Genomic DNA, 25,352 nt, shown 5'->3' with positions numbered 1-25,352 from the left:
TATTATGCTATTTTATGAGTGCTAAAGAAGACGGTTCCAGAACGTTCGCCAACAACAACGCAACCAAATTTCCCAATATAGGAAAACCCATGAAAAAAATACCAAAAGATATTATTGAAAAAATGAAAACCTACCCTGATTTTTATGTAAAAGTTTGGAAAGCCTGCTTTAAAATATCTGCAGGAAAAACTTTAACTTATTTGCAACTTGCAAAAAAGATAGGAGCGCCTAAAGCCGCAAGAGCGGTAGGTACGGCATTAAGTAAAAATCCTTTTGCTCCGATAGTGCCTTGCCACAGGGTTATAAGAAGCGATGGGAAAATGGGCGGTTATTCTGCGGCGGGCGGAATAAAGAAAAAATTGCAGATGCTTAAATACGAAAAGGAAACAGGAAAAGATGCTTCGTTGGATTGACGATATTCCAAGAAATGCAGCAATGAATATGGCGCTTGATGAAACACTGTTTAATGAATACAAAAATGAACCTATTTTAAGAACATATTATTGGGACAATCCATATACAACAATAGGCTATTTCCAAAAAACCAAAGATATTGCAGCAAGCACTTTTGTAAGAAGGTTTACCGGCGGACTTACGGTAAACCATTACAATGATATTTCTTATAGTTTCATTATATCGTCAGATTTTCTCAATGTGTATAATCAACAAGAAACTTACAGAAATATTCATTTAGCAATACGGAAAGCTTTACAGTTGCTTGGTATTGATTCTACAATTTTAGATAAGAAGGCAGGAAATGCAAGCAATATATGCGTTCAGACTTTTTGTGAAAACGATTTGATTTTAAACGGTAGAAAAATCACAGGTTCGTGTTTACGCAGACGGGGAAATAAACTTATGGTGCAGGGATCAATTCATATAAATCTAAATAGTACCGACAGAAAAGTTTTTTCCTCAAATTTTGCAAAAAATATGGCAGAATTTCTTAAAACCGAAATAAAAACTTCAAATTTCAATAACGATGATATTAAATATGCAGAAAAAATTGTTGAGGAAAAGTATTTAAATCTACAGTGGAATAATAAATTTTAATATAAAAGATTATTCCGACTAAAACAGAAAAAAAAGAGCAGAAATAAATGTAAATTCACAAATAAAACCGCTCAAATTCTTATTGACATCAATTCTCTATGCGTATCGCAAAGATAAAGCAGTGGAGAAAAAGTAATGATAACGAATAAATATTATGTTTCAGAATTTTAAAATGCCCAATTATATATGCATTTAATCAATAATTCAATGTTGACTAAACGCACTTTTATTAATATAATACAGCTCATATTGCGTATTACGAGTTTGTTTCTGTGCCAATAAACAATTTGACAATGACAAAAAAACATTGAGAATAAAAAATCGACTTATATTATACGCTTATATAGACTTTTTCAGGTAATTGATTATTTCTTTATTTCCTGCACAAGCATTTATAGATGGAAACAGACTTTCGGCTACAGAAGAATCTACTGCATAATTTTTGGATTGAGAACCGAACTTTAAGGAAAATGACTGACTGTGCGGAAAATTATTTGTTTGCCAACTTGTATTTAGTTTATAGTAAAGCTGGAGTCGCAAGACACATGCGTAAAAGCAGCGGAGTTTCATTCTGCAGTATATAATTTGTTAAAGAGATTTGTATGCAGCTTATGCAAAACTCAAAAATAAGGCAAAATCAAACCAGCAAACGGATCGAGATACATTAAATCAAACTGAACAATGCAGGTGGAATCAATAAAGATTACATGTTTGACTGCGGGTGATTATCATCACGCGCTATGCGGGAGCGGCATAATATAAAATCACGGCTACTTGAAACAAGGAATAAATATTCATTCTAAAAAAAAGTCAGTCACAAAACTGAGGCAATCGAGATGCAAATAAGTCCCGAAATATTATTTTCAATAGCAGGTTTTCCAGTAACAAATACTGTTATTGCTACAGTTATTACCGATATTGTTATTATTGTATTAGTTTTTATGGTAAGCAAGACAGTTGCGCTTAAACCCGGCGGCACACAAAATGCCATTGAAGCAGTTATTGATTATTTTAGAGAAACCACTGAGGAAATTGCCGGAGAAAGAGCTTCGTTTATATATCCTTGGGTTTTATCATTTTTTTTGTTTATACTAATCTCAAATTTAGTTGCGCAGTTTCCTGGGTTTGAATCAATAAGGTTCCAAACAGCGGCATTAGAACATCATGGAGTACCATTTCTAAGAGCTGCCACAAGCGATTTAAATTTCACGCTTGCACTCGCCGTCATTTCCGTAGTCGTAACGCATTACTTCAGTATAAAACACACTGGCATCAAAGCTTATTTCAGAAGGTTCATTACATTCAGAATGTTTCCTATATTTTTATTCGTCGGCATCTTGGAATTTGTAAACGAAATAACAAAACTTATTTCATTTTCTTTTCGTTTATTCGGAAACATCTTCGCAGGAGAAAGAGTTATGTCGACTATGTACGGATTGTTTTCGTTTGGTTTGCCGCTTCCTTTTATAGTTCTTGAGATCATGGTCGCTCTTATTCAGGCAATAGTTTTTGCAATGCTTACAATGGCTTTTATGCATATAATGACAGACAAATCACATTAATTAATAGTATACGTAAAAAAGGAGAAATGAAATGATTTTTACGCTTGCAGGTGGAATCATCATTGCAATCGGTGGTTTAGGACCGGCTTTAGGAATTGGTTTCATCGGTGCAAAAGCTGTTGAGGCTATAGGACGTAATCCTGAAGCAGCTGGAAAAATAATGGTGAATATGCTTATAGCGATGGCATTTGCCGAAGCTATAGCGATATACTCTCTCATTTTTGCATTTACTAAGTAAAACTTAATAGCAAGAGATAAAAATGGAAATAATACAAAAATTCGGTCTAGAAGCAAGATTATTTTTGTTTCAGCTTGTAAATTTCTTAATCATAGTATTTGTTCTTAAAAAGTTTTTATTTGCGCCTTTAAAAAAAATGCTTGATGAAAGAAAACGTAAGATTGAACAATCTTTGCAAGATGCTGAAAACGCAAAAATTATCTTGGGAAATGCAGCTGAAGAGAAAAAAAAGATTCTTGCGGAAGCTAAAAGCAGCGCCGACATGATGATGGCAACAACAAAAGTTTCGATTGAAGAAACAAAGGAAAAAGCAGCTATAGAAGCAAAGAGTCGGTCGGAACATATCGTAGAAGAGGCAAAGCAGAGAGCGGCAACAGAGTTTGAAAATATGAATAAGAAAATCGGAAAGATGTCTGTAGATATTTCGGGAAAAGTTATGTCAAAAGTCCTATCAAATTTATTTACTGAGGATGAGAAACAAAAACTTATATCGCGGGCATTAGAAAAAATAGATGAAAATATCACAAATTAAAGAACTTGTAGACTCTATTATTAAACATGATGAACTTAGTATAAAAGGTTTGGACTGGATTCTTTCCAATCTTTCAAGACAAGAGCTTAAAGTGTTTATGCGTTTGTTGTCAAAAGAAATAAAAAACAGCAGCGTCACCGCAAGTTTTGCCGGCGAGTTAAATGATGTAAATAAAAGGAAAATTACTGCGATGTTTCCAAACAAAAAAATTTTATTTAAGCGCGACGACGATAATATTTCAGGCGGAGTGCGATTTGAATATGGCGATTTTGTTTTGGATTACAGCGTTTCTGGAATAGTAAAAAGAATATTAAATGATATAAGAGAGAGTTTATGAAACCAGAAGAAATAATACAAAAAATTGAAAAAGAACTGTATTCTGCACAGCTAAAGCCCGAATTAGTAAACTTTGGAGTTGTTGAGAGTGTCGGCGATGAAATTGTAAAAGCTTCAGGGCTCTCCGGTGCAGGTTATTATGAAGCAATAGAGTTCGACGACGGATCTATAGGTTTCGTTTTAAATATTGATGAAGATTATATTTCAATAGTACTGCTCAAAAATTCAGGACATATCGTGCGCGGAATGAAAGTAAAATCTACGGGAAAAGTTCTAAGCGTCGCGGTTTCCAATAAATTAATAGGAAGAGTAATAAACACTCTGGGGCAGTCCATAGACGGCAACAAATTAAAACACAGTAATCCCGTTTATTATCCGATTGAAAAAATAGCTCCCGGCATCATTCAAAGGAGTTCTGTGGATAGACCATTAAAAACTGGCATTAAAGCCATCGACGCAATGACACCGGTGGGAAGAGGACAGAGAGAACTCATAATCGGAGATAGAGGTACCGGAAAAACAGCTATAGCAGTTGACGCTATAATAAACCAGAAAAAACCCGATATGGGCTTGAAAAGAGTTCTATGCATATATTGCTCAATAGGACAGAAAAAATCTAATTTAGCCTCAATTACAACAAAGCTTAAAGAAGAAGGCGCAATGAGTTATACTATCATCGTTGCGGCTACGGCTTCAGATCCCGCTTCAATGCAGTACATTGCACCGCTTACGGCTTGTGCAATCGGCGAATATTTTATGGATAAGGGCGAAGATGTTTTGATTGTTTACGATGATTTAACAAAACATGCGTGGGCATACAGACAAATATCTCTTCTAATTAAAAGACCCGCAGGACGCGAAGCGTACCCGGGCGACATTTTCTATTTACATTCAAGACTTTTGGAAAGAGCTGCAAGAATGTCTGACGAAAAAGGCGGAGGAACTCTCACAGCACTCCCCATCGTCGAGACTCAAGGGAATGACTTGTCCGCCTATATTCCTACAAACGTCGTCTCAATTACAGACGGACAAATATATCTTGAAGCCGATTTATTTAATTCAGGCATACGCCCGGCAATTAACGTCGGACTTTCCGTTTCACGTGTAGGAGGAGCGGCACAGACTAAGTCAATGAAACAATTGGCGGGACCTTTAAGGCTCGAACTCTCACAATTCAGAGAATTACAGGCTTTCACGCAGTTTGGAAGCGATTTAGACGAGGATACACTGAAAAGACTTGAAAGAGGCAGAAGAATTACAGAAATTTTAAAACAGGCACAGTATAAACCTTATGACGAACTTTCTGAAATATTATCAATTTTTGCCGTAACATCAGGTCTACTTGACAACATAGACATTGACAAAGTTGCTGTAGTTGAACAACAGATAATAGAATATGTAAAGAGGACATATCCTGAAACCGTTAAAAAACTTTCAACAGGTGCAAAGATAGATGATGCTTTAAAAGCAGAGCTTGAAAAAGAACTAAAAGAGTTTAAAAAGATAAATAATTATGGCACAGAACCTACAACAGCTTAAAAAAAGAATAAAAACCTCAGACAGCATAGCACAGATAGCAAAAGCTATGGAGATGATAGCTGCGTCTAAAATACGCAAGACTCAAGATTCCGTTGAAAAACACAATTCGTACGCAAGAAAAATTAAGTATATAACTCAACGAATTCTTACAGATAAAGATTTATATGATGAAATAGAAAAATTTTCTAAAGAAAGGGATGGCAAGAGACTTGTTTACATTATTTCTCCGGATAAAGGACTTTGCGGAGGACTTGTTGTAAATCTCCTTAAAAAAGTAAGTTTTTATGTGCAGCCCAGTGACTATGTCGTTGCCATAGGCAAGAAAGCTGCAAACAATGTGGCAAGGTACAACTATGACGTTCTCGCGTCTTTCAGTATGGGAACAAATTTTCCTAAATATGACTACATATACCCCATAATAGACATAGCAAAAAATTTTTACGTCTCAGGCGAAGTCACAAAAATAAGCATAATATATACGGAATTTAAAAATATGCTTATACAGGAGCCGGTCATCGAGGAAATTTTACCGATAAAACCCGATAAAAACTTTCAAGAAAACAAAATGGATTACATTTTTGAGCCTGATCCACAGAGTATTCTCAAAGATATGCTTCCTTACTATTTTGAAGTTGAATTTTACAGTGCATTCATGAATGCTTATGCTTCAGAACAAGCTGCAAGAATGACCGCTATGAAAAATGCAAAAGATAATGCGAGCGATATTTCAGCATCTTTAACTAATATTTATAATAAGTCCAGACAGGAAAAAATTACGAATGAAATTTTAGATCTTGCTAACGGACAACAGAGAATATAAAATGGAAAATAAAGAAAACGTAAACTCACAAGGCACTGTTATAAGGGTTCAGGGCGCAGTTGTAGATTTTAAATTTGAAAATACTGTCCCTGAAGTCTATGAGGCATTGATTTTAAAGATGTCTAACGGGAGCAATTTAGTTCTCGAGACAATGTTCCAAATGGATAATTCCGAAGTAAGAACGATAGCAATGGGATCAACAGATGGAATGAAAAAAGGAATGAAGGCTGTAAGAACCTTTGCTCCCATCAAAGTTCCCGTAGGTGAAAAAACACTCGGAAGAATATTTAACGTTTTAGGCGAACCTGTTGATGCTTTAGGAGAAATTGACAATTCCGTCAAAAGATACCCTATACATAGACCCGCGCCCGCTTTTGTCGATCAGAAAACAACTCCGGAAATGCTTGAAACAGGACTTAAAGTAATAGACTTGGTTTCTCCTTTTACGAAAGGCGGGAAAATAGGAATTTTCGGTGGCGCTGGAGTAGGAAAAACCGTTATAGTCAAAGAGCTTATAAGAAATATTGCCGCAGTCCACAAAGGACATTCAGTTTTTGCAGGAGTGGGCGAGAGAACAAGAGAAGGAACCGACCTGTGGATGGAAATGGTGGAATCAAAAGTTATGGATAAAACTGTTTTGGTCTTCGGACAGATGAACGAGCCACCAGGAAACAGAATGAGAGTTGCGCTTACGGCTCTTACAATGGCCGAATATTTCCGCGATGAAAAAGGCGAAGATGTTTTGTTGTTCATCGACAATATTTTCAGATTCGCTCAAGCTGGCAGTGAAGTGTCCGCTCTTCTTGGAAGAATGCCATCCGCAGTAGGATACCAGCCCAATCTCGCAAAGGATATGGGTGACTTACAAGAAAGAATCGCATCGACAAATAAAGGTTCGGTTACTTCTGTTCAGGCAGTTTACGTCCCTGCAGACGATTATACCGATCCGGCGCCTGTAGCAATTTTTGCGCACTTAGATGCGACTCTCACGCTTGACAGATCAATTATGGAACAAGGATTATACCCTGCCGTCAATCCGCTTACTTCTTCTTCAAGACTTTTGGACCCTAACATTGTAGGCGAAGATCATTACAACACAGCAATGTCTGTTAAAAAGATTTTACAGAAATATAAAGATTTGCAGGACATCATTGCGATACTCGGTATGGACGAACTTTCAGATGAAGACAAACTGACCGTTTCAAGAGCGAGAAAAGTACAAAAATTTTTGACCCAGCCTATGTTTGTCGCCGAAACGTTTACAGGACTTGAAGGAAGATATGTTAAAACTGAAGATACTATAAAAGGATTTAAAGATATTATTAAAGGGAAATACGATTCCCTGCCAGAACAAGCTTTTTATATGGTCGGTTCAATAGAAGATGTTATCGAAAAAGCTAAAAAGTCTCCTTAAAATAAAAGAAACAAATAATTTAACGGGAAAATATGAATAAGTTTGAAATAGAAATTTTATCGCCGGAAGGAATTGTTTTTAAAGGGGAAACAACATCGGTTTCTTTCCCGACGACAAGAGGCACGATTACTGTGCTGTCCGGGCATACAAATTTTATAACAAAATTAAATAACGGCGAAATAACAATTGAAACTTCAGGCGATATAAAAAAGATTGCTGTCAGCGGCGGTTTTATAGAAATTACCAACAACAACGTCAATGTAGTTGCCGAATTTGCGGCGCACTCTGATGAAATAAGCAAACAAAAAATAAAGCAGGCAATAGATCTCGCAAAAGATATGAAAAATAAGAGAAAAGAATTTGTTGATATATCCGTTATTGAGTCTCAGTTGAAAAAATCAGCAGTTGAGTTAAAATCTAGGTTAGGACTTAAACGGAAAAAAATATAATTATAAAAAAGCAATTTTGCTGTTTTTATGTTAAACTTGTTAAGATATAAGGAACAAGCTTGAGGAGTTAAAGTATGTCAGGTCATAATAAATGGGCGAGTATTAAACACAAAAAGGCTGCAACTGACGCAAAAAAAGGCAAGGTTTTTACAAAAATTATCAGAGAAATTGTAGTTGCAACCAAAGAAAGCGGCGCGCAGATTGAAAACAATGCTCGTTTGAGAAAAGCCATAGAAGATGCTAAAGAAGCAAATATGCCTCAGGATAATATAAAAAAAGCCATACAAAGAGGCGCGGGCGAAATACCCGGAGCCATTTACGAAGAAATGGTCTATGAGGGTTACGGTCCTGCAGGAGTAGCGTTGATTGTTGAAGTAACGACTGACAATAAAAATAGAACAGCGTCAGATATAAGAAAAATGCTCTCAAGTCACAAAGGAAATCTTGGAGAAACCGGATGCGTAGGCTGGATGTTTGGCAGAAAAGGTTACATAATCATCAACAAATCTGCGGCAGACGAGGAAACCGTGATGAACACAGCCTTAGATGCGGGGGTAGAAGATTTTAAAAGCGAAACCGGCAGCGACGTATATGAAATTATTACGTTTTCTCAAGATTTAGAAACTGTAAAAAATGCTCTAAAAGAAAAAAATATACCTGTTGTATCAGCTGAAGTTACAATGGTTCCGCAGACTCATATCATTCTTACAGGTGATGATGCAAAGTGTATGCTGAAACTTATAGATGCATTGGAAGAACACGATGACGTTAAAAATGTCTATGCAAATTTTGATATTTCCAGCGAAGAAATGGAGAAATTGAGTGTTTAAGCACTTTTTGATATACAATGATAGTACTTGGAATTGACCCCGGCCTTTCACTTACCGGATGGGGTGTCCTTGAAGCGTTTTCCAGAGATAAAATTAATCCCGTGCGGTACGGCTGTATTAAAACAACGCCGTCGGTATCGCTCATGCAAAGATTGCAAAATATCAATGCAGAACTCCAGTCTATCATAGATAAATATAAACCTGAAGCTGTCGCAATAGAAGAGCTATTTTTTTTGAAAGCAGCAAAAAGCGTTACGGCAGTTGGACAGGCAAGAGGTGCAATTATTTTAACCGTATCATTGAACAAAATACCTTTGTTTGAATACAATCCAAAACGCGTCAAAATAGCATTAACAGGATATGGATCGGCAGATAAACATCAGATGCAGCATATAGTAAAAACCTTTTTAAGACTTAAAGAAATACCAAAACCTGATGATGCCGCAGACGCCCTTGCGATTGCAGTATGTCATGTCAATACTATGAGTTGGAACAATACCTCTACTATTGTGAAAAGTTAAAAGATTTTAAAGAGCAAAACTACATCTCTCAAAAAACTATGCTCTTTTTAAGATGAAAACGAAAGCAAGGGTTTATAATGATAGATTATTTTCATGGAATTCTTGATTCAAAATCAAAAGACGGCATAACTGTTGAAATCAACGGTATCGGTTACGCAATATCAGTTCCGCTCTCCACATTTCTAGAACTTCCAGAAATTAGAAATCCAATAAAAATATATATAGTTGAGGCTGCCGTAGGACTGTATGGCGGAATTACTTCTCTTTACGGTTTTTTAACAAAAGAGGAAAGAGATATGTATCTGCTTATAAAAGACGAAGTTCCGGGAACTGGCGCTAAAAAAGCCATGGAATATATCGATAAAATTTCAAAATCATTTGCGGATTTTAAAGCTGCAATAATTTCAAAAAATCCGGCAATGCTAAACGAGATATTCGGTTTTACAAAAAAAACAGCGGATAAACTTCTTGTCGCTTTAAAGGATAAAATATCTACAGTAAATATTTCTGGCGAAGAAAAATGGATAAGCATAAAAACAATTAAAAATACAACTATTTCAGAAGCCATAACAGGTCTTATAGCTTTAGGGTATAGAGAGCAGCAGGCAAGAGTTGCAGTAACCAACGCTTGCGAACACAATGAAAATATTACTCTTGAAGACTTAATAAGAAAATCTTTGCAATATTTGTAGTTTATACTGTCTCATTTTCAAAATTTGTTACTGCAAACCGATTTTATTTAAAAAAAGAAAAGAATACAATGAAAGAAAAACTATTTTCTAGCTCCACTTTAAATAAAATTTCTAATCCTGACTTTAAAGAAGACAGCGTCAAAGAGATTATAATTTTACCTATTCTTGAAAGACTTGGATATAAGCGAGAAAATATTATCCGCAGTAAATCTTTGAAGCATCCTTTTTTAAAGGTTGGAAGTAAAAAACGGAGCGTAAAACTTATACCCGATTATGTTTTAAAAGTAAAAGATAATTTTGTATGTGTATTAGAAGCAAAAGCACCAAATCAAAAAGTTATAAATAGTGATAATGTAGAGCAAGCTTATAGTTATGCTTTTCATCCTGAAATAAAAAGCATTTATTTTGCACTTTGCAATGGTTTAGAGTTTTCACTTTTCAGGACTTTGTCAACAGATGAGCCTATTTTATATTTTAAAATTGAAGATATAGATGAAAATTTGGAAAAACTAATAGCTTTATTATCTCCTTCAAGTTTTCAAAATGGCAAAAGTTTTGTTTACGAAGTAAGAGAAACATCTGTACAATTTGATTATAACAACAGAACTCTGCTCAAAGAAATAAAGGTAGAAAAACAAGCTGCAAAAAGGCATTTCGGTGTTCATGGATATTTTACAAAACAGAGTTGGAATGTAGTAGCTGAATACATCAAAAATTACAGTAAGTCTAGCGATTTAGTGCTTGATCCTTTTGGCGGCAGCGGTGTCACTGCTATCGAAGCTTTAATGAACGGGAGAAAAGCTGTAAGTGTAGATTTAAACCCTATGGCAGTTTTTTTAGTGAAGTCATTACTTGCGCCTGTTAAACAGTTCGAATTAGCGCAGGCATTTGAAGAAGTAAAAAATGAGTATATTAGGAAAGAGCCAAAAACAGAAGAAGAAATTCAAAAGATTTTGAAAAAATATCCAGGTCCCAAAAAACTTGCGCTTCCTAAAGGGTCGGACGTCGATACTGTAGATAAATTATTTAACAAAAAACAAATATCGCAACTTGCGCTATTGAAGTCATTAATCAAAAAACAAAAAAATGAAAATATTAGGAGTTCATTGTTGTTGATGTTTTCAGGAATGGTCACAAGAATTAACTTAACTTATCATGCTTCAAAAACAAGAGGAGGAGGTGATTGCGCCGCATTCCGATATTATCGGTATAGAATAGCTCCAGATCCTAAGAATATAGATTTTATTAAGTTTTTTGATCTTCGCTATCAAAAAGTGAGCGAAGCAAAAAAGGAAATAGAGTATTTTATAACTGATAAGACAATTTTAAACGCCCAGATTTTAAAAGGAACAGCGGCGGACTTATCTTTTTTGGGTAATGAAAGCGTTGATTACATCTATACTGATCCTCCTTATGGGAAAAAAATACCTTATTTAGATTTATCTGTAATGTGGAATGCCTGGCTTGACTTAGACGTAACAGAAGAAGACTATGAAAAAGAGGCAATAGAAGGCGGTGAACACCACAAAAGCAAAAACGATTATAATAGTCTCATAGCACAAAGCATAATGGAAATGTATAGAGTATTAAGATTTGACAGATGGCTTTCGTTTGTATTCGCCCACAAGGATCCAGAATTTTGGCATTTGATAGTCAATACAGCTGAAAGTTGCGGTTTTGAATATGTCGGGGCAGTTTCTCAAAAAAACGGACAGACAAGTTTTAAAAAACGCCAAAATCCTTTCACGGTTTTATCAGGACAGTTGATTATAAATTTCCATAAGGTAAAAAATCCGAAAACAATAATGAAAGCAAATTGCGGTATGAATATAACCGATATGATTACGCAGACTATAGAAGGAATAATTGCCAAAAATGACGGAGCGACTCTAGAGCAGATAAACGACGAGTTAATTATTAAGGGGTTGGAGCTTGGTTTTCTTGATTTATTAAAGAAAGAATATTCAGATATTACACCTTTTCTTCTTGAAAATTTTGACTATGACAAACAAACAAAAATTTTTAGCATAAAAGAAAATGCAAAATTTCAAACGCATATTGATGTTAAATTGCGCATTAGATATTACTTAATCAGCTACTTGCGCAGAATGGAAAGTGAAAATAAAGCTCCGACTTTTAACGAGATAGTGTTTCGTATATTACCTCTTTTGAAAAATGGAATAACACCTGAAGAACAGACAATTTTAAACGTGCTTGAGGACATCGGGCAACGCGTCGGCGAAAGCAACTGGAAACTTAAACAAGATGGACAACTTTCATTAGGCGGATTTTAATACATACGATAAATATGCTTTATAAGAGTACTCAAGAGTTAAATCATGGACGAAACAGAAAGAATTGTCGAAACTTCAAAACTTATTGAAGAAGACGGAATAGAAAATATCCTAAGACCGCAAAGTCTTGACGATTTTATAGGTCAGGACAAACTCAAAAATAATCTTAAAGTTTTTATAGAAGCTGCAAAAAAAAGACACGAGGCGCTAGACCATTGCTTACTTTATGCTCCACCCGGACTAGGAAAAACAACTCTTTCGCATATAATTGCAAAAGAAATGGGTGGTAATTTAAGAATAACGGCAGGACCGGTTTTAGAAAGAGTCGGAGACTTGGCGGCAATACTTACAAATCTTTCTGAGGGCGATATCTTTTTCATAGACGAAATCCACAGAATGAATCATCTTGTTGAAGAATCTTTATATCCAGTCATGGAAGATTTTAAACTTAATATTATAATAGGACAAGGTCCTTCGGCAAAAACAATTAAACTGTCTATTCCTCATTTTACATTGATAGGCGCAACAACAAGGGCAGGACTTTTATCAAGTCCTTTGAGAGACAGATTTGGTATCATAGAACATCTGGATTTTTACAGTACAAAAGAACTTGAGCATATAGTTAACCGTTCTGCCACAGTAATGAATATTGTTGTGGACGAAGATGCAAGCAAAGAAATTGCAAGACGCTCAAGGGGAACGCCAAGAATAGTAAACAGACTTCTAAAAAGAGTAAGAGATTTTGCTGAAGTAAGAGAAGGCAAAATTACGCACACTATAGCAAAAGAAGCACTTAATGCTTTGGAAGTTGACAGTGCGGGACTCGATAAAATAGACAGACTTATTCTTACCGTTTTGATTGAGAAATTTGACGGCGGTCCTGTAGGCATTGACACTATTGCAGCAGTCATATCTGAAGAGCCAGATACTATAATAGATGTTTATGAACCATATCTTATACAATCCGGTTTTATAGCAAGAACGCCAAGAGGCAGAGTTGTTACCGATACTGGATATAAACATGTCGGTCTTGAACTTCCAAAAAGAGATATTGTAAAGTGAAAAAGAAAGTTTTACTTCATATTTGCTGCGCTCTATGTTCAGCGGCTGCAGTAAAAATGCTCCGTGATGAATACGCTATTTCTTTCTATTGGTACAATCCCAATATTTATGACGAACAAGAATATAGGAACAGAAAAAATGCGGTTACTAAATACGCGGAAGAATTAAACGTTTTGCTCTATGAAGAAAAAGATTTTCTTTACAACTATAACAACTGGAAAAATAAAAGTTCCGAAAAGTGTAATCTTTGTTATACATTGAGACTAGAAAAAACCGCAACGTTTGCAAAACAAAATAAATTTGATTTTTTTTGCACTTCACTTCTCTCAAGTCCCTACCAAAAACAAGACTTAATAAAACAAATCGCAGATAATTTTGCCGATAAATACGTAATAGAATTCTTGTCCAGCGATTTTAGAACAGGTTTTTATGAAGGTAAAAATTCTTTAAGGCAAAAAGGATATTATGTACAGAAATACTGCGGTTGCAATAAATCTTTGAACGAAAGATTGAAACTTAAAGAAGACACTACGCAATAATAGAGTTATAAAATCGAATAATCCAGAGAATCAGGACGCTTTAAGGATTTTATTATTCGATAAACTAATAGAATCAAAATGAAAATTAAAGTTTTATTAATATTTACTGTCTTTTTCTTATGCTATTGCTATAACGTCTATGCGGCGGCGGATGTACAGGAAAACATAAATGTCGGCATAATACTTGATACTCCTTCTTTTAGGACAGGAAGTTCAAAAGATTTTTTTATCTCTGACGCATCAAACAAAAAACTAAAACTTACTAAAGGTATCACCGACATTTATTGCTCTGAAAAAGGTATTCAAGTAGAAAAACTGTTTTTGTCACCACCTCTAAAAATAGAACCTTCAAACGGCGTCATTTTTGCTGATTCCAAACCTTACAGAGGATATCTAATAGTAGAAAAATCAGGAAATAAATTAAATATTATCAATGTCCTAACTTTAGAAGATTACATAAAAGGTGTTTTACCTAAAGAAGCATCGGTTGATTGGAATATAGAGGCATTAAAAGCCCAAGCCGTAATAAGCAGAACATACGCAATCATAAATTTAAACAAGCATTCGAGTCAAGGATTTGATATATGCTCTACAACTCATTGTCAGGTTTACGGCGGTGCAGGTGTTGAAGTCACTCCATGCAATAAAGCAATTTTAGAAACTCAATGCGAAGTCTTAACTTATAACGGGGAACTTGCGCAGACTGTTTTTCATGCAAATTGCGGCGGACATACAGAAGATCCGCAATATGTATGGAATTGGCAAGATACGCCTCCATACTTAAAAGGAGTAAAGTGCGACTACTGCGCCGCAGCTCCATATACAAACTGGGAAAAAGCACTGGACGAAAGTTTCATAAGGAAACAACTTTCAGATAATAATATAGGGGAAATTAAAAAGATTAAAATCAAGGGGAAGACTTCGGCAGGCTCCGCAAAAGAATTAAAAATAATACATTCAGAAGGTGAACTTACGCTTAATGCCTATCAATTTCGCCTCGCTGTTGATGCATGGCAGATAAAAAGCCACTCTTTTGATTCTATAAAAATAAATGGCAACAAATTTCACTTTAAAGGCAAAGGATGGGGACACAAAGTAGGTTTGTGCCAATGGGGTGCCAAGGGTATGGGGGAAAAAGGTAAAACTTATAAACAGATTTTAGTTCACTTTTATCCCGAGACAAAAATTGAAAAGGTTGTTTATAAATGACAGATGCAGATAATTTTTTATCTAATTATGACTATGAAATTCCAAAAGAGTTAATCGCGCAAAAACCAGTTGAAAATAGGCAGGATTCAAGACTTTTTGTCGTCAATAGAAGAACACAAAAATTTTATCATAGAAAATTTTCTGACATTGTTGAATATTTCAACGCCGGCGATTGTCTTACAATTAATATAACAAAAGTTATACCATCAAGACTTTTCGGTAAAAAAAGCGGTGGCGGAAAAGTGGAAATATTGTTTCTCGACCCGCGCCAAAAAGATGGGGAATACAAAGTTTTGATAAAACCTTTTATTAGCAGCGGAAAAAAAGTGTATTTTGAAGACGGCTATGAATGTGAAATAATGTCAAAAACAGAAACAGGTGAGACCATAGTTAAATTTAATAAGTCTGGAATCTTAGAATTCCTGCAGAAACACGGCATTATGCCACTACCGCCTTATATAAATAGAAAAGGCAAGCTTGCATGGGAACTGTCAGATTTTGACAAGCAAAGATATCAAACAATTTACGCCAAAACTTTAGGCGCCATTGCAGCTCCTACAGCAGGTCTCCATTTTACCGAAGATATTTTAGGAACACTAAAAGCAAAAGGCATAAATATCGCAACTTTAACTCTTTATGTGGGATGGGGAACTTTTAAACCTATAAACACTGCAAAGCTAAATAATCATATTATGCTTTCGGAAAAATTTATTATAGACAAAACAAATGCGAAAATTATAAATTCAGCGATAAATAACAATAAAAAAATTGTTGCAGTGGGGACTACTTCGGTAAGAGCACTCGAATTTGCCGCAAGCAAATCTGGTTTTCTAAAAAATGACAAATTTTTCATAAAAGATATCTCTGGCGAAACTTCAATTTTTATATATCCTGGATATAAATTTAAAATAATAAATACTTTAATCACCAATCTTCATCTTCCTAAATCGACGCCTCTCATAATGGCAAGCGCTCTTTCTTCAAGAGAAATTATGCTCAAAGCTTACAAAGAAGCTGTAAAAGAAAAATACAGATTTTTTTCCTACGGAGATTCTATGCTTATTCTATAGAGTACATAGATTCTGGTTTGGCAGATTTACGTTATAATGATGGCTGCCAATTTTGAAAAGGTTTTAAGTGATTTCAAGACGTATATTTGATTGATAATCATAAGAATTAAAAAAGAGAGAAACTCAAAAATGCCTTAGGTTTGAAGCTTGAGAAACCGTTCGAATTCCCATTTTTAGGGAGAATTTGACGCATAAAGAAAAGAAATCGAAGAATATTACAGGCTAGCAGCTAAGGCAATGGCTGTTTCAATAGCGGTTTTGTTAAGCAGTTTTGTAGCAGTTGTAGCGTGTTTGATTACATACTTATGTCAAAAGCCAAAAGACACACCGAAAAAGCGAATGATAGAATTATTAGCACTCGCGAGAACGAAAGAGCAGATAGAATAGAGGCAAAAGCTGACAAAGTAGAAACCGAATATTTTGACAAAATAGGAGCTATAAATTAAATAAAGCACAAACAATAGACGAGTTATAAAACGAAAGCAAGGGGGAAACAGAACTAAAAATCGTCGACTATTGCACCGCAAATATCGCTAGAGTGTGGATACTATTATACAAAGAACTAAATAGAGTTCGTATTATGCAAAGCAATGTTGTAGAAACGAACTACGCTTTAAGAAAAAACTTCTTAGATATGACGGCAGGTAGAGATTACTGATATGAACGTCGTCTTAAATTAGGAAAAATAGAGAAAGAGCCTGCGGATTTGAAGAGGTATTGCATCAACCATGCATAAAGAAATTGAACGGTTAAGATATCAATTTGGGAGAGTAGTGAATCGAAGTACAACGGTTGAACATGAAACCTCTTCTCAAGGTGAGTACAGACGCTTCACAAAAGAGCGAAGAACGATGGCGAGAGCAAATAATAGCTGGTTGACATAAACCAAAGAAATTATGTCGTGATAAAAAAACTCACTGGAGAGAAGAACAAACTTTCAGTTATGTGCTCAAATTTCCACAGATGATATAGTTATGTGAAAACGCACACTAAACGGACAAACGATGACGACCAACCTTTAGAATTTATTGATACTCGTCAACGTAGAAGACGTGATAAGCGAAAATAAAGTATTGGGAAATGAAGTGTAGTGAATGAGATATAAAATGAGTTGCTTAGGATATCAAATTACAGGAAGAATTCCAGTATAATATAAGATGAAATGTGATTTATGAAATAGCAAGTCATAGTAAGAAATAATTTGTAATCGTGGCAAATCAAGAACAAAAATAAATTTTAGCGGTTCGATAAATTAGCAGAGCCAAAATACCAGTTTCATCGCACATATAAACAATACTTTGTCTGACCTTTATCTGACAACAATAAATACAATAGCTCTAAATATAATGATAATCCCGTAAAATTATTAATGGTTAATAAGTGAGTATATTGCAAAACGCTACAACTTAATGTAAAATATATAAAAAAGAAATTTGCAACACGGTATAATTAGCTAATGCTAAAAGTCGCAATTTATATATGTATAAAAGTGAAATAAAAATGATTATTAAAATTAAACAATACTTTAGAGTATTGTCAACTTAGTCTGTGATTATTTTTGTTATACTAAAAAAATAATTATGGGAGAAATAAAGATGGAAAAAAGCAATGTAATATTTTTTGATACAACACTGAGAGATGGAGAACAATCGCCGGGCGCAAGCATGAATTTAAAAGAAAAACTAATTGTTGCAAATCAGCTTGCAGCTTTAGGTGTTGATGTTATTGAAGCAGGCTTTCCAATTTCCAGTCAGGGAGACTTTGAGGCTGTAAAAACTATATCTCAGCAAATTAAAACATCTTCAATCGCAGGATTATGTAGAGCTTCTGAAAAAGATATCAATGCTTGCTGGAATGCCATAAAATATTCAAAAAAACCTAGGATACACATATTTCTGGCGACTTCCGACTTGCATATGGAAAAGAAGCTTCAAAAAACCAGATCACAAGTGTTAGATATGGCTATAAAGTCCATTAAATATGCAAAAAGTTTATGTAAAGACATAGAATTTTCTGCTGAAGACGCAGGAAGGTCAGATATGGACTTTTTGTGTAAAGTTGTAGAAGCCGTTATAGACGCAGGTGCAACTACTGTAAATATTCCAGACACTGTGGGTTATACAACTCCTGTTGAATTCGGACAAAAAATAGCTGAAATTAAAAGAAAAGTTCCCAATATTGACAAAACAATCTTAAGTGTTCATTGCCATAATGATTTGGGGCTTGCGGTCGCAAATTCTTTATCCGCAATTGAAAATGGCGCAAGACAAGTTGAATGTACAATTAACGGCATAGGAGAAAGAGCAGGAAATGCATCTCTTGAAGAAATCGCAATGGCATTGAAAGTGAGACCTCATTACTACAATGCAAAACATTCAATTAAAACAAATGAAATATACAATACAAGTAAGCTTGTTTCAAGGTTAACTGGAATTCCAGTACAGGTAAACAAAGCCATTGTAGGTGCGAATGCTTTTGCTCATGAATCTGGAATTCATCAGGATGGAGTTCTTAAGGCAAGAGAAACTTATGAAATTATGAGTCCGGCCGATGTGGGTGTTCCCGAAAGTTTATTGGTTTTAGGCAAGCACTCAGGCAGACATGCGTTCTTCAAAAGGATTAAAGATCTAGGGTATAAATTAAAGGATAAAACATTAGAACAATTATTTGAAAATTTTAAAATTTTAGCTGATAAAAAGAAAACGATTTTCGACGATGACATAATCGCTTTGATTGAAGAAGATTCCTCTTCAGGGAAAGAGACTTTCATTTTGAATTACTTAAGCGCTACTTCAGGTACTGGAACAATACCGACAGCAACTGTAAAAATTCTAAAAAGTGAAGAAGACAACAAAAAAATAAAACCTATGATTTTTCAAGAAGCAGCCTGCGGCTCAGGACCTGTTGATGCAGTATACAAAGCAATAGATAAAATAATAAATATGGATATCAAACTTACGGATTTTTCATTACGATCTGTTTCTTCGGGAGAAGATGCACTCGGAGAAGTTATTTTAAAAATAGAGTATATGGGAATGATGTATTCAGGTAAAGGAACTTCAACAGATATAGTTGAAGCAAGCGCAAAAGCTTATATGCAGGCAATTAATAAAGCAAAATCGTTCTATAACAATAAAAAAAAGGGGAAATAAATGGGCAGTACTATTACAGAAAAAATATTGGCATCACACTGTGGTAAAAAAGTTGTTGAGCCAAATGAGTTTATAGAGCCAAAAGTTGATATAGCGCTTTCAAATGATGTTACAGCACCTTTGGCAGTAAAAGAGTTCAGAAAAGCCAAAATAAAAAAGGTTTTCAATAAAAACAAAATAGCTTTTGTGATGGATCATTTTACGCCAAATAAAGACATATTAAGTGCAGAACATGTTAAATTTGTAAGAGAATTCGCAAAAGAACATAAAATAAAACATTATTATGAAGGTGGAAATGTTGGCGTAGAACATGCTCTGCTTCCTGAAAAAGGTATCATAGTTCCTGGAGATGTTGTTATAGGTGCAGATTCGCATACTTGTACCTATGGAGCATTGGGTGCATTTTCAACAGGAGTCGGTTCAACAGATGTCTCAGCAGCAATAGCAACTGGAAAAGTGTGGTTTAAAGTTCCCAATTCAATTAAATTTGTTTTAACTGGGAAATTAAATAAATGGGTAAGTGGCAAAGACATTATCCTTTATATAATCGGACTTATCGGTGTTGACGGAGCGCTTTATAATTCGATGGAATTTGCTGGTCCTTTATGCAAAAAACTTACAATGGCCGATAGACTTACAATAGCTAATATGGCTATTGAAGCAGGTGGAAAAAGCGGTATATTTACGCCTGATGAAATTACAGAAAATTACGTGGCAAAAAGAGCGCAAAGAAAATATAAATTTTATACAAGTGATAAAGATGCAAAATATTTGAAAATATTTGAAATAGACTGCAATAAAATTTTGCCTCAAGTAGCAATTCCTTTTTTACCGTCAAATACAAAAGCTGTAAAAGATATCAAAAAAACTTATATAGATCAAGTCGTAATAGGCTCTTGCACTAATGGCAGAATTGAAGATTTAAGAATTGCCGCATCGATTATAAAAAAAGGCAAAAAAGTAAATCCTAACGTCAGAACGTTTATAATCCCTGCTACGCCAGAAGTTTATTCTCAAGCCTTAGATGAAGGACTGCTCAGAATATTTATGGATGCTGGAGCTGTAATTTCCGCACCGACATGCGGTCCATGTCTCGGCGGACATATGGGAATACTTGCATCGGGAGAAAAGTGCGTTTCAACTACAAACAGAAATTTTGTAGGAAGAATGGGACATGTTGAATCGCAATTATTCTTGGCAAACCCTGCAATAGCAGCAGCATCAGCGATAAAAGGTTATATAGCGACACCGGACGAAATTTAGAACATGGTTTCTCAGGTCGGTCTTCACGCGCGCTATATAAAAATATTATATCTTTGCATTAAGTGCGATAAATACAGCGAGGAGATTTGTTTTTTAATGAATCAGATTGCCATGAAAAATGAAAATATTATACATTTCAAATCAAATATCGAAAAGGGAGTATATGATGTCTGATATAATTCTAAAAGGTAAAGCTCATAAATATGGTTCAAATGTAAACACAGATGAAATAATACCAGCAAGATATCTAAACACAACAGATCCTGCGATACTTTCAAAATACTGTATGGAAGATATAGATAAAAATTTCGTAAAAAATGTAAAGCCAGGAGATATAATAGTTGCAGAAAATAATTTCGGATGCGGATCCTCAAGAGAACACGCTCCGATAGCAATTAAAGCCGCAGGCATTTCAGCTGTGATAGCAAACTCTTTTGCAAGGATATTTTTTAGAAATTCAATAAATATAGGACTTCCGATTTTGGAATCTCCAGAAGCTGTAAAAGCAATAAAAAGTGGCGATACTATTGAGATAAATTTAAATGAAGGCATTATAAAAAATGTGACTAAAAATAAATCTTATCAGTCACAACCTTTTCCAGAATTTATGCAGAAAATCATAAAAGCAGGCGGACTTTTGGACTATATAAAAAGCACAGGCGGAGAACAGAGTTAAGCAAAATTTGTATAAAATTTTAAAATATGGAGTTATAAAATGCCCAAAACTTATAAAATAGCGATTCTTCCCGGTGATGGAACAGGACCTGAAGTAATAAAAGAAGGCATAAAAGTAATTGAAACTGCGGCAAAGAAAAATAGTTTTAAATTTGATTTTACAAACTACGATATCGGCGGAAGTAGATATTTAAAAACAGGTGAAATTCTCCCCGATAGTGTTATAGAAGAATTTAAAAAATTCGACGCAATGTATCTCGGTGCGATAGGACATCCTGACGTAAAACCAGGAATTCTTGAAAAAGGTATTCTTTTGAAACTTCGTTTTGAACTCGAGCAGTACATAAATCTACGGCCAGTTAAACTCTATCCCAATGTTGAAACTCCTTTAAAAAATAAAGAACCTGAAGATATAGATATGATAATTGTCCGCGAAAACACAGAAGGTCTATACACAGGGGCAGGCGGATTTTTGAAGAAAGATACACTACAAGAAGTGGCAATTCAAGAATCCATAAACACAAGATTTGGTGTTGAAAGATGCATCCGTTACGCATTTGAACTTACCAAAAAAAGAGCGAAGAATAATAAATTGACATTGTGTGGTAAAACAAATGTCTTAACTTACGCTTCAGATTTATGGCAGCGTACTTTCAATGTTGTTGCAAAAGAATATCCGCAGGTAAAAGGCAATTATGTAAACGTCGATGCAGCATGTATGTGGTTCGTAAAAAATCCCGAATGGTTTGATGTTGTTGTTACCGATAACCTTTTCGGTGATATTATTACGGATTTAGCTGCTATGATTCAAGGTGGTATGGGCATTGCAGCAGGAGGAAATATCAATCCTGAAGGCGTATCAATGTTTGAACCTATGGGTGGATCTGCTCCCAAATATACAGGATTAAATATAATAAATCCTATAGCAACAATCAATGCAGGTGCAATGATGCTTGAAACAATCGGTGAATCTAAAGCTGCAAAAGACATAGACAATGCAGTTATTAAAGCTTTAGAATCGGGCAAAATTAAGAGCATGTCAGCTGGAAAAATGGGACTTTCAACAACGGAAGTCGGTGATTTAATCGCTTCATTAATATAGTAAAACAAGTCTCAAATAAGAAAGAAAAGAATTGTTTATTCACAAGCACTATTGAGGAGGTTAATTCCCATACCATAGTGCTTGATTCTTTTTAAAAACGAGGAAAAAAAATGAAGAAATTCAAAGTAGCAGTAGCTGGCGCTACCGGTGCAGTAGGGCTTGAAATGATTAAGATGCTTGAAAGTAGAAATTTTCCTGTGGAAAGTATAAAATTTTTAGCTTCAAAACGCTCTGTAGGTAAAAAATTGACATATAATGGTAAAGAAGTTGCAGTCGAATTGCTTACAAAAAACGGCGGTAGAGGTGTCGACATCGCACTTTTTAGCGCGGGTGCAGCAGTTTCTAAAGAGTTCGCTCCTTTTTTCACGGCTGACGGATGTTTTGTCATAGATAATTCAAGTGCGTGGAGAATGAATAAAGATATTCCTTTAGTTGTTCCAGAAGTAAATCCACATGATTTGAAAAAAGAGAAAAAGCTTATCGCAAATCCTAACTGCTCGACAATTCAAATGGTTGTGGCCTTAAAACCTTTGCATAATTTTGCAAAAATAAAAAGGATTATTGTTTCAACATACCAAGCAGTTTCGGGAGCAGGACAAAAAGGCATAAATGAGCTTGCTGAACAAACAAAAGCATGGGCTAAAGGTGAAACAATCCTAGCTGCAGATAAATTCCAGTATCAAATAGCCTTTAACCTTATACCACAAATAGATGTTTTCACGGAAAATGGATATACAAAAGAAGAAATGAAAATGACAAATGAAACAAAGAAAATTATGGGTGATAATTCAATAGAAGTCAGTGCAACATGTGTAAGAGTTCCAGTATTCCGTTCGCATTCAGAAAGCGTATGGATTGAAACTGAAAAACCGATTTCTCCGGCACAGGCAAAAGAGTTATTTTCAAAAGCTAATGGAATTCAACTTTTAGATGAACCTAAAAATAATAAATATCCAATGCCTTTGTCTGCAGAAAATATGCAGATGACCTATATTGGAAGAATTCGTTCTGATATTTCAACAAAAAACAACGCCTTAACACTTTGGATAGTATCTGACAATCTTTTGAAAGGTGCTGCATTAAATGCAGTCCAAATTGCAGAAGTGCTTGTAAAAAACAAACTCATATAAAAAACTCTCAATAAAAACATCAAAATAAACATCAAACCCAATAAAACCCAAGCCTTTGTCTGCAGAAAATATTCTGACAATCTTTCTTTCAATCTTTCTTTTGATTTGATTTGAATGGTTGCTTCTAATGCTTCTTAATTTTAATATTTTGCTATTTAATAACAATTAAAGACAAATACAATCATAGTTAAAATTATTTATATTTATAAATGTAAATTTTAATAATCATAATATTTTACTTTACTGTTTATAACTCATTGGGATGCGTACTGTACTTAACATAATATTGATTATCGGACACTTGCAATTATAATGAACTACAGCCCAATGTCGCCTGTTTGTAAAACGTATGAACTGTTTGTCTTTTCTTTTGCTTTTCTAACGTACGCAATAAGTAGTGCAAATATTGGATTGGAAGAGATGTGCGGGTGCGGCAAAGAGCATGTAGGCTGTAAAGCCTCTGGACACGCATGTGAATACAGTTATGTGAGAATGAAAAAACACCCTGAGAACTGCAAGCTCAAGGCACTGACAAACTTATTTCAGGCGCAAACCACACGCAACTCCTCAGGACTTATATACGCTGCTTAGAAGCCCTCATAACCAGATAGGACACGATATTATGTAGTCGAGAGAAAGTAGCTAAGAGTAGTAATTATTTTATTTCAGTTGATATACCTATATTTCCAAGTAAATCAAGATAAGTATCAGGATCAAGTTCCTCAACATTTACCATTTTTTTGACATCCCAATTTCCATTAGCAATTAAAATAGCAGCTGCAACAACCGGGACACCTGCAGTATAACTTATAGCTTGAGATTCAACTTCCTCATAACAGGCTTTATGATCGCATACATTATATATGAAAATCTCTTTTTTATGTCCATTCTTTACTCCTACTACCAAATCCCCTATACAAGTCTTGCCTGTATAATCGGGAGCAAGAGTTTTAGGATCAGGTAGACAAGCTTTTACTACTTTTAAGGGTACCACCTCAAGCCCTTCAACTGTTTTTACAGGTTTTTCCGACAAAAGTCCTATATTCCTAAGTACATTGAAGCAATTTATGTAGTGATCACTAAATCCCATCCAAAATCTCACTGAATTAGCATCAATATTTTTTGAAAGAGAATGAATTTCGTCATGACCATTCAAATATATAGTTTGTTTACCTACCACAGGGAAATTGTAAACCTTCTTTTCAGAATGAACGGGTTTGCACACCCATTGTCTATCTATCCACGACCAAACTTTTACAAACTCTCTGAAATTTATCTCAGGATCAAAATTTGTTGAAAAATACTTATTATGAGTCCCAGCATTAACGTCCATAATATCTATCGTATCTATTACATCGAAAAAATGCTTCTTTACATATGCCGCATAAGCATTTACAACACCCGGGTCAAATCCAGCACCTAAAATCGCCGTTACACATTTATCTCGGCAACGTTCCCTGCGTTTCCACTCATAGTTTGCATACCATGGGGGATCTTCGCATACTCTATCCGGTTCCTCATGGATTGCAGTATCTATATATGCTGAGCCGGTTTCTATACAGGCTTCTAATATTGACATATTACAAAATGCTGACGCTAAATTTAGTGTAATGGAAATTTTAAGGTCTTTTATTAACTTTATCATCTCACGAATGTCTAAAGCATTTATTTGTTTGATTTGTATTTTTTTTGAAGTATCTTTATAACTTTTTTTGCGTTCTATGCTTTCCAATATCTGTTCACAGTTTTCAAGTGAACGCGAAGCTAAACAAATGTCTCCAAATAAATCGTTGTTTTGCGCAAGTTTATGAGCAACAACATGACCTACACCGCCCGCTCCCAAAAGAAGTATGTTCCTTTTTTCCATTTC

Annotated in this window: 25 protein-coding genes; 24 read left to right on the top strand and 1 reads right to left on the bottom strand. The window is 34.9% G+C overall.

The genetic code is table 11. The features are described from left to right. Nucleotides 1–89 precede the first annotated feature (89 nt). The 24 genes from LE179_RS04230 (at nt 90) to LE179_RS04115 (ending at nt 23,482) form a co-directional block, all read left to right on the top strand. Nucleotides 90–413, top strand: coding sequence for a methylated-DNA--[protein]-cysteine S-methyltransferase (locus LE179_RS04230; protein WP_374129122.1), 324 nt, complete (start codon nt 90–92; stop codon nt 411–413). Further along, on the top strand, nt 397–1,053 hold the full coding sequence (locus LE179_RS04225; RefSeq protein ID WP_374129121.1) for a biotin/lipoate A/B protein ligase family protein: 657 nt from the start codon (nt 397–399) through the stop codon (nt 1,051–1,053). The genes LE179_RS04230 and LE179_RS04225 overlap by 17 nt, the downstream gene beginning before the upstream one ends. A gap of 836 nt (nt 1,054–1,889) precedes the next feature. Then, nucleotides 1,890–2,615: a F0F1 ATP synthase subunit A gene (locus LE179_RS04220; RefSeq protein WP_374129120.1), complete on the top strand. Its 726-nt coding sequence runs from the start codon at nt 1,890–1,892 to the stop codon at nt 2,613–2,615. A gap of 31 nt (nt 2,616–2,646) precedes the next feature. Then, entirely contained in the window at nt 2,647–2,853 is a 207-nt protein-coding gene (gene atpE, locus LE179_RS04215; protein ID WP_374129119.1) for an ATP synthase F0 subunit C, read from the top strand. A 22-nt stretch (nt 2,854–2,875) separates the two neighbouring features. After that, complete coding sequence (gene atpF / locus LE179_RS04210) at nt 2,876–3,385, top strand: F0F1 ATP synthase subunit B (protein WP_374129118.1); 510 nt, start codon at nt 2,876–2,878, stop codon at nt 3,383–3,385. Further along, nucleotides 3,366–3,722, top strand: coding sequence for a hypothetical protein (locus tag LE179_RS04205; RefSeq protein WP_374129117.1), 357 nt, complete (start codon nt 3,366–3,368; stop codon nt 3,720–3,722). Before atpF ends, LE179_RS04205 begins: the two co-directional genes overlap by 20 nt. Next, nucleotides 3,719–5,260 carry a F0F1 ATP synthase subunit alpha gene (gene atpA, locus LE179_RS04200; RefSeq protein WP_374129116.1) on the top strand — a complete coding sequence of 514 codons (1,542 nt, stop codon included), beginning with the start codon at nt 3,719–3,721 and terminating at the stop codon, nt 5,258–5,260. The genes LE179_RS04205 and atpA overlap by 4 nt, the downstream gene beginning before the upstream one ends. Continuing rightward, a complete protein-coding gene (atpG, locus tag LE179_RS04195; RefSeq protein ID WP_374129115.1) occupies nt 5,235–6,080 on the top strand; it encodes an ATP synthase F1 subunit gamma in 846 nt (281 codons plus the stop codon). Before atpA ends, atpG begins: the two co-directional genes overlap by 26 nt. Nucleotide 6,081: 1 nt before the next feature. After that, nucleotides 6,082–7,494: a F0F1 ATP synthase subunit beta gene (atpD, locus tag LE179_RS04190; RefSeq protein ID WP_374129114.1), complete on the top strand. Its 1,413-nt coding sequence runs from the start codon at nt 6,082–6,084 to the stop codon at nt 7,492–7,494. A 32-nt stretch (nt 7,495–7,526) separates the two neighbouring features. Beyond that, a complete protein-coding gene (gene atpC / locus LE179_RS04185) occupies nt 7,527–7,943 on the top strand; it encodes an ATP synthase F1 subunit epsilon (protein WP_374129113.1) in 417 nt (138 codons plus the stop codon). 74 nt (nt 7,944–8,017) lie between these two features. Further along, nucleotides 8,018–8,773 carry a YebC/PmpR family DNA-binding transcriptional regulator gene (locus LE179_RS04180; protein ID WP_374129112.1) on the top strand — a complete coding sequence of 252 codons (756 nt, stop codon included), beginning with the start codon at nt 8,018–8,020 and terminating at the stop codon, nt 8,771–8,773. 17 nt (nt 8,774–8,790) lie between these two features. Then, nucleotides 8,791–9,294 (top strand): crossover junction endodeoxyribonuclease RuvC, encoded by a 504-nt coding sequence (ruvC, locus tag LE179_RS04175; RefSeq protein ID WP_374129111.1) that lies wholly within the window; start codon nt 8,791–8,793, stop codon nt 9,292–9,294. A gap of 77 nt (nt 9,295–9,371) precedes the next feature. Continuing rightward, the gene (gene ruvA / locus LE179_RS04170) at nt 9,372–9,986 is read left to right on the top strand and encodes a Holliday junction branch migration protein RuvA (RefSeq protein ID WP_374129110.1); all 615 of its coding nucleotides are present in this window, start codon (nt 9,372–9,374) and stop codon (nt 9,984–9,986) included. A 68-nt stretch (nt 9,987–10,054) separates the two neighbouring features. Next, entirely contained in the window at nt 10,055–12,280 is a 2,226-nt protein-coding gene (locus LE179_RS04165; protein WP_374129109.1) for a DNA methyltransferase, read from the top strand. Between the two features lie 45 nt (nt 12,281–12,325). Continuing rightward, a complete protein-coding gene (gene ruvB / locus LE179_RS04160; protein WP_374129108.1) occupies nt 12,326–13,342 on the top strand; it encodes a Holliday junction branch migration DNA helicase RuvB in 1,017 nt (338 codons plus the stop codon). Then, nucleotides 13,339–13,881 (top strand): epoxyqueuosine reductase QueH, encoded by a 543-nt coding sequence (locus LE179_RS04155; RefSeq protein ID WP_374129107.1) that lies wholly within the window; start codon nt 13,339–13,341, stop codon nt 13,879–13,881. Before ruvB ends, LE179_RS04155 begins: the two co-directional genes overlap by 4 nt. Nucleotides 13,882–13,959: 78 nt before the next feature. Then, nucleotides 13,960–15,090 carry a SpoIID/LytB domain-containing protein gene (locus tag LE179_RS04150; RefSeq protein WP_374129106.1) on the top strand — a complete coding sequence of 377 codons (1,131 nt, stop codon included), beginning with the start codon at nt 13,960–13,962 and terminating at the stop codon, nt 15,088–15,090. After that, entirely contained in the window at nt 15,087–16,160 is a 1,074-nt protein-coding gene (gene queA, locus LE179_RS04145; RefSeq protein WP_374129105.1) for a tRNA preQ1(34) S-adenosylmethionine ribosyltransferase-isomerase QueA, read from the top strand. The genes LE179_RS04150 and queA overlap by 4 nt, the downstream gene beginning before the upstream one ends. 305 nt (nt 16,161–16,465) lie before the next feature. Then, complete coding sequence (locus LE179_RS04140; RefSeq protein ID WP_374129104.1) at nt 16,466–16,606, top strand: hypothetical protein; 141 nt, start codon at nt 16,466–16,468, stop codon at nt 16,604–16,606. 1,149 nt (nt 16,607–17,755) lie between these two features. Then, complete coding sequence (locus tag LE179_RS04135) at nt 17,756–19,312, top strand: 2-isopropylmalate synthase (protein WP_374129103.1); 1,557 nt, start codon at nt 17,756–17,758, stop codon at nt 19,310–19,312. Beyond that, nucleotides 19,313–20,575 carry a 3-isopropylmalate dehydratase large subunit gene (gene leuC / locus LE179_RS04130; protein WP_374129102.1) on the top strand — a complete coding sequence of 421 codons (1,263 nt, stop codon included), beginning with the start codon at nt 19,313–19,315 and terminating at the stop codon, nt 20,573–20,575. A 175-nt stretch (nt 20,576–20,750) separates the two neighbouring features. Further along, a complete protein-coding gene (gene leuD / locus LE179_RS04125) occupies nt 20,751–21,251 on the top strand; it encodes a 3-isopropylmalate dehydratase small subunit (RefSeq protein WP_374129135.1) in 501 nt (166 codons plus the stop codon). A 39-nt stretch (nt 21,252–21,290) separates the two neighbouring features. Then, nucleotides 21,291–22,352, top strand: a complete 1,062-nt coding sequence (locus LE179_RS04120) for a 3-isopropylmalate dehydrogenase (protein ID WP_374129101.1) — start codon at nt 21,291–21,293, stop codon at nt 22,350–22,352. A 110-nt stretch (nt 22,353–22,462) separates the two neighbouring features. Further along, nucleotides 22,463–23,482, top strand: coding sequence for an aspartate-semialdehyde dehydrogenase (locus LE179_RS04115; RefSeq protein ID WP_374129100.1), 1,020 nt, complete (start codon nt 22,463–22,465; stop codon nt 23,480–23,482). Between the two features lie 655 nt (nt 23,483–24,137). Here the strand turns inward: LE179_RS04115 and LE179_RS04110 are convergent. Further along, entirely contained in the window at nt 24,138–25,349 is a 1,212-nt protein-coding gene (locus tag LE179_RS04110; protein ID WP_374129099.1) for a saccharopine dehydrogenase C-terminal domain-containing protein, read from the bottom strand. Nucleotides 25,350–25,352: the final 3 nt, after the last annotated feature.

It is taken from the genome of Candidatus Endomicrobiellum agilis (assembly GCF_020328115.1).
GTDB classification, from domain to species: Bacteria; Elusimicrobiota; Endomicrobiia; order Endomicrobiales; family Endomicrobiaceae; genus Endomicrobiellum; species Endomicrobiellum agilis.
The sequence above is the reverse complement of the archived record's forward strand: the minus strand, read 5'-3'. Positions and strand labels throughout refer to the sequence as shown.